9 protein-coding genes are annotated in these 14746 nt (G+C 27.4%); all 9 read right to left on the reverse strand.

Translation table 11 applies throughout. The annotated features are described in order from the left end of the window. Positions 1–133: 133 nt before the first annotated feature. The 9 genes from MPF19_RS18215 to MPF19_RS18255 all read right to left on the reverse strand — a co-directional run bounded on the left by MPF19_RS18215 (position 134) and on the right by MPF19_RS18255 (position 14497). The gene (locus MPF19_RS18215) at positions 134–1180 is read right to left on the reverse strand and encodes a RelA/SpoT domain-containing protein (RefSeq protein ID WP_249989725.1); all 1047 of its coding nucleotides are present in this window, start codon (positions 1178–1180) and stop codon (positions 134–136) included. A gap of 166 nt (positions 1181–1346) precedes the next feature. Then, positions 1347–3440: an AAA family ATPase gene (locus MPF19_RS18220; RefSeq protein WP_249989726.1), complete on the reverse strand. Its 2094-nt coding sequence runs from the start codon at positions 3438–3440 to the stop codon at positions 1347–1349. 185 nt (positions 3441–3625) lie between these two features. Beyond that, positions 3626–4858 carry a WG repeat-containing protein gene (locus MPF19_RS18225; RefSeq protein WP_249989727.1) on the reverse strand — a complete coding sequence of 411 codons (1233 nt, stop codon included), beginning with the start codon at positions 4856–4858 and terminating at the stop codon, positions 3626–3628. 2 nt (positions 4859–4860) lie between these two features. Further along, positions 4861–6054 (reverse strand): hypothetical protein, encoded by a 1194-nt coding sequence (locus tag MPF19_RS18230; RefSeq protein WP_249989728.1) that lies wholly within the window; start codon positions 6052–6054, stop codon positions 4861–4863. A 144-nt stretch (positions 6055–6198) separates the two neighbouring features. Beyond that, entirely contained in the window at positions 6199–6939 is a 741-nt protein-coding gene (locus MPF19_RS18235) for a DUF3667 domain-containing protein (RefSeq protein ID WP_249989729.1), read from the reverse strand. A 393-nt stretch (positions 6940–7332) separates the two neighbouring features. Then, complete coding sequence (locus MPF19_RS18240; RefSeq protein WP_249989730.1) at positions 7333–9792, reverse strand: hypothetical protein; 2460 nt, start codon at positions 9790–9792, stop codon at positions 7333–7335. A gap of 341 nt (positions 9793–10133) precedes the next feature. After that, positions 10134–11684 (reverse strand): T9SS type A sorting domain-containing protein, encoded by a 1551-nt coding sequence (locus MPF19_RS18245; protein WP_249989731.1) that lies wholly within the window; start codon positions 11682–11684, stop codon positions 10134–10136. 326 nt (positions 11685–12010) lie between these two features. Beyond that, positions 12011–12541: a hypothetical protein gene (locus MPF19_RS18250; protein ID WP_249989732.1), complete on the reverse strand. Its 531-nt coding sequence runs from the start codon at positions 12539–12541 to the stop codon at positions 12011–12013. Between the two features lie 669 nt (positions 12542–13210). Next, the gene (locus tag MPF19_RS18255; RefSeq protein WP_249989733.1) at positions 13211–14497 is read right to left on the reverse strand and encodes a hypothetical protein; all 1287 of its coding nucleotides are present in this window, start codon (positions 14495–14497) and stop codon (positions 13211–13213) included. Positions 14498–14746: the final 249 nt, after the last annotated feature.

Here is a 14746-nt window from a genome sequence, read left to right on the forward strand (position 1 = left end):
AACGTTGTTGTATAAGCTTTGTTGCGTTGTTTAAGCAGTGAATTTAGTAAATAAAGTACGAACGGCGAAATTCCGGAGGAATTTCCCAAGTGAGCTAAAACCAGCAATAAAGTTTATACGGTGTTGGGCACAGTTATTTTAGGTCTTGTAATTTTGCGAAAATTAAATTCAATTTATTTAAAAATTCTTGAGAATCTAAAAAATAACTAGGATAAGCTTTTTTAAGAGAATCTATAGACCCTGTTGAAACTAATACGGACTGTAAAGGAGCTCCTTTGTTTATTTCCTTTTCAATATTTGTATAATCTATATTGGCTTGTTCTAATTTTCTTGCAGGATAACTTTTAACATTAACTATTTTTTTCTCTAAATTCAGAGTTATTAAATTGTATTTACTATTTGAATCTTTTTGGATTATATGATTTGCAGCAACAGTAAAAGCACTTAATCTTTCAGAAACATTGAGTCTATCGGATTCAGCTATTATTTTTTCAAAAATATCTTTTTTCGTTAAATTTTGGTGTTTTTTATGAACGGGAGAATCTTCTAAAAATGAAAAACCGCTACTAACAAGAGAGAAATATTCTAACCAACTATCAGAACCTTGACTAGATTTCAATGATTGATTTAAAAAAGTTCCCATTGTTTCAACAGCTGTTGCCCAAGCGTGTTGTAATTTTGTTCGGATTTGGATTTCAATGCGTAATCCGTTTGATTCAGGAGCTTGTTCATTCACGTATTGATAGATTAAGTGAATTCCTCTATAACCAGTTGGAGCTGGTTCATTAATATAGTCTTTGTAGTCTTTTAATATGTGCTTAAATTTACTTTTACGATAACTCTCTTCCATAATCCTTACTTCAGAAATATCGTTAAGAATGGCTCTTAATCCTGAAATATCTTGCATTGTAGAGAGTTTCATATTTGAAAACCTTTCAAGTTTAGAAACTATAGAAACACTCCTTTTTAACCTTTGGGCAACAAGAGTATCTTGAAATCCTAAACGTTTTATTTTATCTCTTAAAGTAGCTTGAAAAGTGTTTATCGGATATGCGTGAATAGTTCTCCAATAAGTTAAAATATTTTGAGCATTTTCTAATTCTTCTTCTGTAAATTCGGAAGGCTTAGTTAATATTTTTCCTGCAACTTTAATTTCATTATTAGAATACTTTCTTTTCATTCCTTTTCATTTCTTTTTAATTGTGCCCAACGTTGTTGTATATGATTTGTTGCGTGTTTCAAGCAACTAATTTAGTAAATAATTACCGACCAAGAAAGTCCGCGAGGACTTTCGTAAGTAAGCGAGAAGCCAGCAATAAATTATATACGGTGTTATAGCCAGTGTTTTATTTTTCTTCAACATATTTATTACATTCTTCAACTATAAAATCAGGAATTAAATCATAATCATTTGGGTCAAGTTGACAAATTAATTCGTTTTCTATGTGAAATGTTTCATTGATGAACTTTCTTAATACACTCGGTATTTCTTGAATATCCTCTTCATAAATTAGTCTAAATACATTTAGTTTAGTATAATTATTTTCGGAATTTAAATATAGATTCTTTAAAAAGGAAAGACTATTTAGAGAGTTTATTAATGTACTATATTCAAAAGTTGGAATAGATTCTTTGATTTTTGTTTCTCCTAAATTAAAATCAATTTCAGATAGAGAATCATTTCCTATTTCTTTTCTATGGTCTTTGCAGTCTTCTTTATTTCTCTTGTGGAATAAATTTGATAACACTTGATATTCGTTACCTAAATCATCTATAATCTCAAAATGACGTCTTAAATAGATTAGTTTAATTAAATCGTCTATATCTGATTCTATTGCTTTTTTACAAATTTGAGCAAATGAAGATAAATTGTTCTTTCTTATTCTAATTTCATTAAGTTGACCATTTTTAGTAGAAATGAAGTTTGATTCCGAAATGTTATTAAATTCTTTTAAAACTTTTACAGTATCTATAACTGGGTCAAGGTCGTGAGTTAGCATCAAGACTGTTTTATTTAAGAAACAATCTTTACTATTTCCTCTAAACAACATATGCATAATAGCGTATTTTTTACTCTTATCAAATGAAGAAATAGGGTCATCTAAAATAATTAACTTTGGTTGTTTATGTAATGCTTCGTACATAAAAAGCACGAGTGAAAAAGCATTTTTTTCACCGAAACTTAAATATTGTTTTCCTCCATTAATTATATCTGCTGATTCAATATGTTTTAATAGTAATTTGTAATCATTTGAAATATTGTTTTCAATTTCAACAGTATATTTATATCCTGCATTTATTAAGAAAGAGTTTATACTATCTCTGTGTTTTTGAATTAATTTTTTAACAAGATTTTTTTGTTTGTTAATCTCTCCTTGTAATATTCCAACTTTTTCTAATACAGTATTAAGTGAAGAATTTAACGAGGTTATTATTTCAGTAGTTTTATCCGCTTTTAATCTGTCGAATAAATTAACTTGAATTTTTAAATCATTTAATTTTTCTTCTACTTTTTTGTCCTCACTAAAACTTAAAGGGGAAATGTTTTTTAATGATTTTAATTTTAATAATAAATCGTCTATTTGTTGTTTAACAACAACGATATAATTCATTTCAGAATCTTCTAACCCAGTTTTTTTTTCTGTTATGCTTTTTAACATTGTATTCGCATCTTCTGAAAAATATTCACCAAGATTTTTCAATGCTTCGATTATTACATTAAAGTTCTTTATTACACTTTTATTATAGAAAGTTGAAACTGATTTTATCGTTTCTTTATTTTCTAAAGTAGAAGAAGTGCAATAAGGACAATCGTCAGATATTTCAAGAAATTGCTCACCTTTACTTTGCCAATCTAACCAAGTTACACAACTTTTATTTTGAATTAATTTTTTATATCCATTTAGTTCTTTAGGAATATGTTCAATTTTATTACCCTCTTTTAATCCTTTATAAAGTGCTGAAGATTTAGAGAGCCCAGTTTGAGTTGTTGTAAAACTTTTCGATAAACTTTCAAAATCAGTTATAATTTTATCTAATTCTTTATTTTCTGAAAATACATTTTTAATTTCAGAAAGTTGCTGTTCAATTTGATTTGTGTAATTTTTAAATTCAGGTGTTTCTATAAAAATTTGGTAACTATTTGTAATTAATTCATCTTCTTTAAAAAGAAATTGATTTAAATACTCTTCATTGAATATAAGTACACTTTTAATTTCTTCACTACTTTCTACTTCCGGAACTATTTCGTTTTCTTTATTTCTAAACTTAAAAGGTATTAATTCTTTCAATGAATCAGGTGATTCTACGCTATATTTAATTGCACGTGTAATTGTGCTTTTTCCTGTACCATTGATTCCAAATTTTATATTTAATTTGTCTTTAGAAATTTCTATTTTTCCATTCTCAATATTGTTGCAATTTTTTAATTTTATTTCCATAAATTAGTTTGAAACAGTAGTTTTTTTTAAGCAGAGTGATACATTGGCTATAACGGTCTCGGCTATGAGTAGTTGCGTGGTTTAGCACTTAACTTTGCAAGTACACACCAAGTTGGAAATTCCGCAAGAATTTCCAAAGTAGGCGAGAACAAGCAATTACTTATAGCCATTGTTAGCCTTTCGTTTTATTTTATCTTTTCACCATTTTTATTGATAAAGAACCATTTTTTGCCATTTTTTAAAACACTAGCTTTTCCGTCTTTAAAAAATGACACACCTTTATAAATACACGGTATTACAATTTCTCCTTTTTTATTAATAAACCCCCATTTACTTTTTGAAACTACTGGAGCTAATCCTTCGAAAAATGGATAACATTTATAAAATCGACTTGAATTTATATTTTCACCTTTTAAATTAATGTAATTACAACCAGATTCATACTTAACGATAGCATATCCCTCATAGAAATTATAACCTCTTTTAAGTCCATTTTTATTTGGAAGTAAAAGCTTTCCTTTAGTATCGATATAGTTCCACTCCCTAACTTCTTTCTCTATATCTCTAGATATCAAAACTGGGGCAAAGCCTTCAGTAAAAGCTCCTATTTCAATAATATTAAAATTATTAATATTTTCAAATTTAAAAGATGCTCCATTTCTGTCTGTGAAATAATTCAAATATCTCCCTCTTAATTCTTTGCCACCATATCTAGTGGTTGTTAGACTTCTACTATAAACAGGAGCCAAATCAACATAATTCTTATATTCTACGTCTTTTGGTTTTCCAAAGAAATAAGCACCGCCTCCATCTTCATCGTAATCAGCCAAAAAGAAAACAGACCTATTAACATAACTTCCATCTGCAGGAATAAATCTATTAACATAATCTTGGTAATATTCCTTGTGTATTTCTATACTTTCCTCTTTTTTTATGATAGCATCTTCTTTACTCTTAATCTCAGCTAACCTAGCATCTTCTTTACTCTTAATCTCAGCTAACCTAGCCTCTTCTTTACGCTTAATCTCAGCTAACCTAGCTCTTTCTTCTCTCGCTTTTTCTTCTTCAATACCAGTATCAATATTAGATTCATACGATGAAATATCCTTCAAGACTTCATTTGTAGGATTCATTTTGTATAACACGCTTAGCTCTTTTTTAGCACGCTCATACATACCAATTCCTATATAAGCCTTAACTTTTATATTTTGAACTATCGATGCTTCTGGTCCACTTGTTAAAGCCTCAATTTCATTAACTTTTTCAATGACTTTTGAGTACTCTCTGTTTTCTAGAAACTCTTTAGCTGCAAAATACTTTACCTTTATTTTATTTTGTGTTGCATCATCATATTGTTGCCCAAAACCCATTTGGAAACTGCATAACGCAAGCACTAATACTACTATTAATTTTTTCATATTTATTGATATCTTGATTTTATACTTCTTTTCCAATTATTTATTTCAATTTCGCATTTTTTCCTTTGTATTTCATTTTTCTTTCTTTTTAACTCCTTCCTTCTTTTAGCAGCTCTCTCATCTGCTTGTATTTCGTCATAAGTTCTACCACTCTTTGTCATAATTATTACCAGAGGCTGTCCACCAGAATTCTTATAACATGAAAAATCAATTTCAAAACCATCAATAAATTCTCCATTAACATCAACAAACCCTTCTTGATATGAAGTACAAGACCAATAACAGGATTTAGTTTCTCCTTTTTTTCTAACCTTAGCAATACCCATTTTATATTCTACGATTTCCCAATCTCTATATGGTATCAATACTTTGCCACGACTACTAATAATACCAGTTAAACCGTTCTTATAATCAATTTTAAAATCAGTATCATCAGATGTCGTCGAAATTAAATCATCTAGACCGCTCTCTTTTGAGCTGTTAGTATTGCTTCCTAGCATATCATCTAAACTATTGCTTTTGCTTACCTTTTTATTAGTAGAGGAAGACAGCATATCATCTAAGCTATTGCTAGATTTTGTTTTGGTACGGGCAGTATTGGTCTTTCCTTTTTCAGTTAAAAAATCGTCTAAACTTTTACTTTTCCTTGATTCCTCAACCTTTGACTCTTTAAGCAAAGCATCCAAATTGGAAATTTCCTTATCTAAGCTAGAAATTTCAATTTCCTGTTTTATTTTGTTTGTTGCCTCTTCACCTTCCTTTTTTTGAACTCCACTTAAATGATTATTAATTTTTCTTATGTTTTCATCATATACATCAATACGGTTTTGTAATGCTTTACTATAACTAAATTTATTACCAATTGACCTGCTAAGAATATCTATTTGTTTAGCCTTTTCCTTTAAACCGCTCTCTTGTATGGAATATAATACCGCTTGTATATCTTTTTTTTTTTGGTTTAAAAACTTTTTATCAGACTTTAAACTAAATGAATTAGGGAAAAGACCTAGAGTGTTTTTTTCATGCTGAGTCTTGGATTTATCATAGTCATCTTCAAGTTTTCGTATTTCAGCCTCTACTTTTTGTATTCTCTTCTGCTCAGCCGTCATAGGTGCTGACTCCTGAATAACAGTTTGTCCAAAACTCATAAATGAGGTTGAGAATATTAATAGTGTAATGATAAATTTGATTTTCATGGTTCTTTACGTCAAGTTTTTAATGAAGGCTAACGTTTGGTATAAGATTAGTTGCGTTGTTTAAAGCACTAAAGTTAGTAAATAAATCACAGATAGAAAGTCCGTTTAGACTTTCGTAAATAGGCTTTTACTAAGCAATTAATTTTATACGATGTTGGCAGTAGTAATCATTAGTAATATTAATAAAATCCCCATTAGAATTAAGTAAATAAAATATGTTAGAATAAATTTGAAATTTCTATTCAACCAACTTAACTCTCCAAAAAATGTATTATACACATATAAATTATATAAAAAACCTAAAATTATTGGAGCAATTATTATTAAACTATCTCTATCTTTTATAAAACTAAAAACAGTATAAATCAATAGTTGTTCTCCTGTTATGTAAAGATTTAAAATTAAATACTCAGAAAAGTTATATTTAGACTTTCTATAAGATATTAATGATGCAATTGAAAAGATTGGTACAATAAATAAGAAAGCATAAGTTTGATTGTTCGTTAAAAAATCAAACATTCTCAAATCAGGTGATTTGTCAGGATTATCATTTGATGCAGTACGAAGTCCATTTACAAAGTCGTCAATAAATGTTTCGTTCCCAATAAGTTTTGTTGAAAGTAAAAATATAGTTGATGATATTAATAAAAACGCGAATGGTTTATAGAAATTTTTTCTTTTACCAGTAAAAAAATCCGATAAATTTTTCCCTGGTTTCAATAGTAATATTTTTGCTGTATAAAGAAACCCGTGATTGATTTGAAAAATGTCGTTTGCAATAGAATTGACTAAATATTTCCAATTTATTCTATCAACTTTAGAACTCTGTCCACAATGATTGCAAAATTTGTTTTCAAATTCGTTATTACAATTTTTACACTTCATTTTATTCTCTATGTTCTTTTGGGTTTGGATTCAGTTTTTTATTACTGCCAACGTTTTTGTATAAGCTTAGTTGCGTTTTTCAAGCAGTGAATTTAATAAATAAAACACGAACGGCGAAATTCCGAAGGAATTTATTAAGTGAGCTAAAAGCTAGCAATTAAGTTTATACGGTGTTGCCATTTCGTTGTTTTTTTAGAGTAAATGTTTCATGTTCTAAACTTCTTAATTAATATTTTCTTTCGTAAACAAGTTAAAATGTCTCGTGTGATTATTCAGTATTAGAATAAGAGCTTTTTTATAGTTAAATATTCCGTAACTGTAACCAAACGGTTGCTAATCAATATTTTTGTTATCTTGTTTTAAAAATCAAATTTATGTGTACAAGGGAGGTGTTTATAACTTACATTTACTCGAATTAATTTCTTCTGACGTAGGATTATACCTATTTTCGACGATTGTAGCAAGAGGTAAGTTTTTATGGTCTTTTAAAGAACAAAAATCTGTAAGTGAGTTGTTAAAACGTATATAGAAATTTACTCCGAATTCTATATTTTCTATACCATTTATATTAGTTAAACTATTATTGTAATCTAATAAAAAATTACCTTTATTAATTTTTAATGTAGTAAAAGCATCTATGTTAGTTAATTTCTTGTTTTCTCGAATATGAAAAGATCTACTTATAGTTTCAAGGGCAGATAACCCCTCTAAACTTCTTAAGTTATTATTCTTGTTAATACGACAATAGTGATATATTTTAGTTAAATTTTCAAGTCCTTTTAAGTCAATTAATGAATGATTACCATAAATTGTAAAGCCAAAATTATTGTTAGAATCATCATATCCAACTCCAACAGTTGTAAGTTTTTTTAAATTGTTTAAGTTTTTTAAATTAGGGTTTAAATTAATCTCTAATCCATAAATTGTTTGTTCTAAGTTATCAAGTCCTTCTAAACTTTCTAAATTTGTATTATTTTGAATAAGCAACCTTCCAACAGATTCTAAATTGTTTAATCCTATCAGATTTTTAAAATTAGAATAGTTCCATAAGCTAAAATTTCCACCTACTTTAGTTAAACTCTCTAAACCTTTTAAGTCTTGTAGATTATCTTCATTTCCTAAAATGAAATTTCCACCTATGTCGTTAAGGTTTTTCAACTCCAATAAATTAAGTAATGAAGTGTTGTTTAGATTAAAATCACTACCGATACTTGTTAGTTTATCTAAACCTTTTAAACTGGATAAATTAGTAAGGTTTTCTAAATTGAAATTTTTTCCTATGGTAATTAAGTTTTTTAACCCACTTATATCAGAAACAGACGTTTGTGTTAAATTAAAGTTTCCTCCAATTGATTTTAAATTATCGAGTTCATTAAGATTTGTTAAATTTAATTGGCTACCGATATTAAAATTTTCACCAATACTTTCAAGTTTCTCCAAACCTTTTAAGTTTGATAAACTACTAATATTTTGTAAATTAAAATTTTTTCCTATGGTAATTAAGTTTTTTAATCCACTTATATCAGAAACAGTGGTTTCTGATAAATCAAAGTTCCCTCCTATAAATTTTAAATTATCAAGTCCATAAAGATTCTTTAAACTTAATTGATTGTCTATATTAAAATCATCACCGATACTTTCAAGTTTTTCTAAACCTTTTAAATTTGATAAAGTAGTATTACTCAGATTTAATTTTCCTTCTACAGAAGTTAAGTTATTTAAAAATACTATTTCTGAAATATTATTTTCACTAATATTTAAATCACCAGTAACAGAGTTTAATTTATTAAAAGAATTTATCTGAATATTTTTAGAATTAAAAGACTTGATATTGATAGACCCTTGAATAGAGGTTAACTTATTTACACCTTTAATTAATTCTAAGTTATTATTACTAATAAAGATAGATCCAACCATAGTATTACATAAATTTAGAATATTTATTTCTTTAAGAGTTGTATTATTTTTAATATTTAAGGTAGCATTAACTTTAACAGACGAATTTATTAAACTTATTTTAGATAAGTTTTTATTTGAATTAATTTCAATATTATTTGCACAATAATTAAGATTTGAAAAAGAATTAATATTGTTTAAAACAATATTTTTTTTAATTAAAACTCGACTTCCTATAGATTCTAACCTATTAAAATCAGATATATTGGATAAAAAAGTATTGTTCTCAATCCATAAATTTTCTTTAATAATTTTTAAATTATCAAATGAATTAAGGCTAGTTAATTTTGTATTATAAAGTGTTAAGCTACCATTTATTTCAATAAGCTCTTTTAAGTTATTTAGACTTTTAATAGCGTTATTATCTAAAGTCAAATTGTTTACTGATATTAAATTACCAAAACCTTTTAAGGAGCTTAATTTTGGATTGTCATAAATTCTTAAATCACCAGATAGTTTTTGGATCTTCTCAAGTGATTCTAAATTATTTAATATAGTGTTATTAGATAAAGTTAAACTTTCTAATAAATTTAAGTTTTCTAATCCTTCTAAATCGAATAATTTAGAATTGTTTGATATTATTAAATCTTTTATATATTGGATATTATTTAATCCATTAAGATTTGTTAAATTTCTACAATTGGTAATAGAAAATAATCCATCTATGTCAGTTAAAAAACTGAGAGGTTTTAAATCAGTACAATTTGATATTTTGAAATCACCTTTAATTTTTTTGTGTGAAAGTTTAGAGAATTGGATCAGTTCTTCCTGATTTTTAATATTTATATTTTGCTCATACCAGTTAATTGAATTAGTAGAAATGTTTTCATTTTCGCTACAAGATAAAATTAATAAAGTTAGTGTAATGGTTATCAGTTTTTTAAAATAATAATTCATAGACAATAATTAATTGTGGTGTTTGTTAGGAATTGTACGTTGCGTTTTCTTGCTAAACTAATAAAAAATAATGCCTTTAATTAGTTTTAAGTCTTGTTATAAAAAAAATGTTAATAAGCATTATGAATTTTAGAGTTTTTTGCAAGCATATAGGTTTTCTTTTTTTTTGCGTTTTTTGTTTTTCACAAACTTACTCACCAATGAATGGCAACGTTTATGTATAAGAATAGTTGCGGGTTTGTATGCGAGGATTTTCCGAATGAAAATCAGACGTTACAAATACACAACGACCTTTGATTTAGCACTAAACCGCAATTATTTTTATACGGTGTTACAAACAGTTATTTCCTTATTATTTTTAGAGTTTCCGATGTTCTATCGTTTAATATTTTTATAAGGTATACTCCTTTTTGTAAAAATTGTAAAGAAATATTCTTATCCAAATTATAATTAGTTATGGATTTTAATTTTTTACCAGTAATAGAATATATTTCAATATCTACTTTGTCATTTTTTAGACCTTTATTTATTATAGATATACTTTCTGTAGCTGGATTTGGATAAACTAAATAGTTTTTTGAATTATTTACGAAATCATCAATTCCTAGGTTTCCTTCAATTGTATATCTTGCTATTGCAAAATCGTATGTACCTCCATTTTCTTTTGTATAGCCAGCTAATAATATTTTGTTATTTGTTTGAAAAGCTAAAGAATAACCAAAGTCACGTGAAGAATTATTTAAATCTGTCGTTGTAATTCCATTAGCTCCAAAAGTATTGTCCAAAACTCCATTAGTATTATATCTCGATAAAATAAAATCTCTTTGTAAAGTAGTAATGTTAATAAAGTATCCTCCAATAATAATTTTGCCATCATTTTGTATTAGAGAAGTAAAACTAAGATCATAGTCCGAATAATTAGTAAATGTTGTTCCATTAGTTCCAAAAGTAGCGTCTATACTACCATTAATGTTATATCTTGCTAATGCAATTTTATCGAAACCTTGAATATCTTCAGAAGAGCCATTAACAATTATTTTTCCATCAGATTGAATATTAATAGAATAACCGCCATCATTTTTACCATTTTCAAATGATGTAAAAATTATACCTGTAGCATTGAAACTAGTATCTAAACTACCGTCAGAATTATATCTTATCAAGGCTTTATCGTAAACATCACCATCTCCTGCCCCCATTTTACCGCTAGTTCCTACAATTAAAATTTTACCATCAGATTGTAATTGTAAACCACTTAAGTTATCCCCTAATCCTAAATCTGTAGTAACGATTCCATTAGTTCCAAAAGAAGTTTCTATAATTCCGGTTTCTGATATCTTTATTACTCCATAATCAGAGGAAATTTCACATCCTATAAGAATTTTATTGTCAGGTAAAATAGTAACTCTTTTCGCATAATCATCACCTCCACTATTATAGGTAAAAATTCCATTGATTGCATATGAAGTATCTAAAGTTCCATTAGAATTAAACCTTGCTACAATAATATCCGTAGTTGTATTACTAGTATAACCGACAGTTATAATTTTACCATCAGATTGTAATACTGAAGAATTAGCTATTTCATCTGAGCCATTAATATCTAAAATTGTAATTCCATTAGTTCCAAATGCAGTATCTAATAGACCATTAGAATCATATTGAACAAGAGAAAAGTCTTTATTTCCCATCGTATTTTTTGCACTTCCAGTCTGCAAGATTGAACCATTATCTTTTACTATAACCGATGCACTTGTATCATCTAATGAATTATTTGACACATCAGTAATGGCAATACCATTGGTCCCAAAAGAAAGATCTAGATTTCCATTTTGGGAATGAACTGAATTTAGAATGATTAATTGTAAAATCAAAAGTAACTTAATTTTCATAGGTAACATTTTTTTAATTCTGAGTAACGTTTTTGTAATTTATTGATTATCATTTATTTAAATTTAATAAAACGTTTCCTCAAGGTGATTAATTTTTTTTGGAAATGAGTGGAATTGTTTGTAACGTGTTTGTGTAAGATTAGTTGCGTGTTTTAAGCACTAAAAATTAATAAATAAGTAGACATATATAAAGTTGGCAAGAACTTTCTTAAATTGGCTAAAAATAGTAATTAATTTTACATAGTGTTATGTGCAGGTTCTTATTTTAATTCCAACTTAGCTAATCAGATATTTATATAAAGACTTATTTTATAGCAAAAGGTTCTTTATTTATTTAAAATTATTCTTCCGCTTATGATAGCTTCACCTGCTTCACCTACATATTCTAAATCCTTAAATTCAACAATCCATTTATTTTTGTACTCTTTAAGGTTGAAGGTCTGTTTGCTATTGTTACTATAAAATACAAATTCTCCTGTAGAAAAAGTTGTATATCTTCTATATCCGCCAATACCTCCACAGCAATATGTAGGGTATTCCCCACTTTCTAAACTACTTCCTAAAGTATTTGGGAAATGAAAAATTAAACCTATAAAATTATTATTGTTGTAGCCTCCAAAGTTTGCAATTAATGAATTATTTGGGTCGTTTATAAGAAGTCGAATAAATGTTTCTCCTGTATAATTAGCTACTTCTTTTGTGATTTTTAATTCAGAATCGCCATTGTTTATTATTTCTCTTGTATCTCCATTAATCGTTAAATAGGTTTCAGACGAATTGTTATCTTCGTCTTCACTTGAACAACTGAGTATAATAACTGTGATTAATAAAATTGGTAATAATTTAAATATTTTCATTGTTTTTTATAAAGGTTTATTTTAGTCTTTCTTCGGTTTGTTTAGGTTAATTGTCTATAACGAAAATACTCATTTCCGTTCGTATTAGTGTTACTAATTTAATTTCGGCAATAATCTCCCTTACCCATGTTGTAAATATAGGTTTATAGATTCTAATAAAAAGAAAAAAAAGTCAAAAGAGGTGCATTTTATATAGATTAAGATTATTGTCTTCGAGGTAGCTTTCGCCCCATCATTTTACTTTTCACAATGCACCCGACTCAGAATTCTGTGCGGGTTTGAAAATCCTTTACGCCAATTAAAAATCGAGCTCACATTTGACCATTTTATTCGTTATCTAAAATACTTTTTAAAAATCAATTAATAAAATTTCAGGGCTTTTAAATCGAGAATTCTGACTAACGTTTTTTTTAATGTTCTGAAAATCAGCTGTTAGTGATTCTGTTTTCATATGTATTTTCTTCTTTATCAACTAATTAAACGTTAGCTTAAAGTAATTATTTGTTTTCTCCACAAAAGGAGGAATTGCACATAACGTTGTTGTATATGGTTTGTTGCGTGTTTTAAGCAACTAATTTAGTAAATAATTACCGACCACGAAAGTCCGCGAGGACTTTCGTAAATAGGCGAGAAGCCAGCAATAAATTATATACGGTGTTGCCAGTAGTTTTATAATCCTTCCGGAACCATTAGATTTTCAAGAACTTCTTCTCTATCGCAATTTTTTAGAAAAAAGTAAAATGTCGAATCAATTATCTTTACAGAACTAGTACTTATATCATAGTCAAATATTGGTGGAGAAATATTTTTTTTAATTTGATTTGAAACTAAATTTCTTAAAAAATATCCCATATCTGATGCTCTAACACTTTCAGCTCTATGATGTGTTTCCTTGATTTTTTCTTGTATAGATTTACGTTTTAATCCAGATGTAATATTGTCAAATGTCTCGTCTAATAGTATTTTTATGAAATAATAGGGTATATAAAGAGGTATATCATCTGAACTTTTTCCTTTTTGATCAATAAAGCTTTCAAGACATCTAATGTGTCTACTTGCATAATCATTCAGCTTTTTCTCAATAGCATTGTCAACATTTTCTTCACTTATCTCGATCAACTCGGTTTTAGTTTCATTGATTCCAGCAGAGTAACAAGATTCCTTACATATCTCTTGAAAGACACCAACACTATCAAAACAACTATCAATTATATAACCTAATACTTTTGTGAAATCTACATTTAAAAGTGGTAGTCCTACTTGAGTAATTTTAGCTAAATCATCTTTCTCCCAAGGTTCAACTGGAACTTCAATTACTCTATCAACTAAATCCCCATTAAATTGAGAAAGTCTATTTTTCTCCCTCCAAATTCCCAAGATGATAAAAAGGATATTGTAATCTTCAAATATTCTTAAATCTATAGAAAGTTGTTTTTGAATAGCTTCTTCCAAATAATGAAAATTCTCGAGAATTATTCTTTTTTTAAACTTTACTTCTCGGAGTAATTCTGATATGTCTTGAGCTAAAGCTAAATTATAATCAATGATTTTATAAGTAATTCCTTTTTCATTTTGACCTGAAGCTGTAGCTTCTGTTTCAGCTTCTCCACTTCCAAAAAAAGGTATTTTTATTTTTGCTTTTACTCCAACTTTTACTTCACCTCCAACTGTAGTAGTAATATCAGTTGATTCAATAATTTCAATATTTAATTGTCTCACGATAGAATTAAATATATCCAAAGTAGTTGAAGATGGAGAACAATTAACCTTTACATAATCATCTTCGGTCAAATGTTTGTTAGTCAAAGAGGTTTTTCCTTGTTTTGATGCGCCATATATAATTATGTGCTTATTTTTTTGTAAACCTTGAAGAAAAAGGTTGTCAACCTTAGGTCTTTCAATATATGTGTCTATTAATTCATTTGAAACCCCAAAAACTTGGTTAGTTAATCTCATATTGTTTTTTTTTTTCTAATTACTGGCAACGTTGTTTTGTATGGAAAGTTGCGTTTTAAATGAACGGCATTTTTCCGCAGGAAAAATAGAGTTTATTAAAATGCAACAACCTTTGATTAAGCCAAATTTAGCAATTTTTTATACAAGGTGTTGCCAAATGCGTTATTTTATTTCCATTTCCATATTTCGTTCATTTTTCAGATTATTTTTAATTTACAACAACGCATTTCAGTAATTTCCATTTTTCAG

This window comes from Polaribacter sp. Z014 (assembly GCF_023555435.1).
Lineage (GTDB): Bacteria > Bacteroidota > Bacteroidia > Flavobacteriales > Flavobacteriaceae > Polaribacter.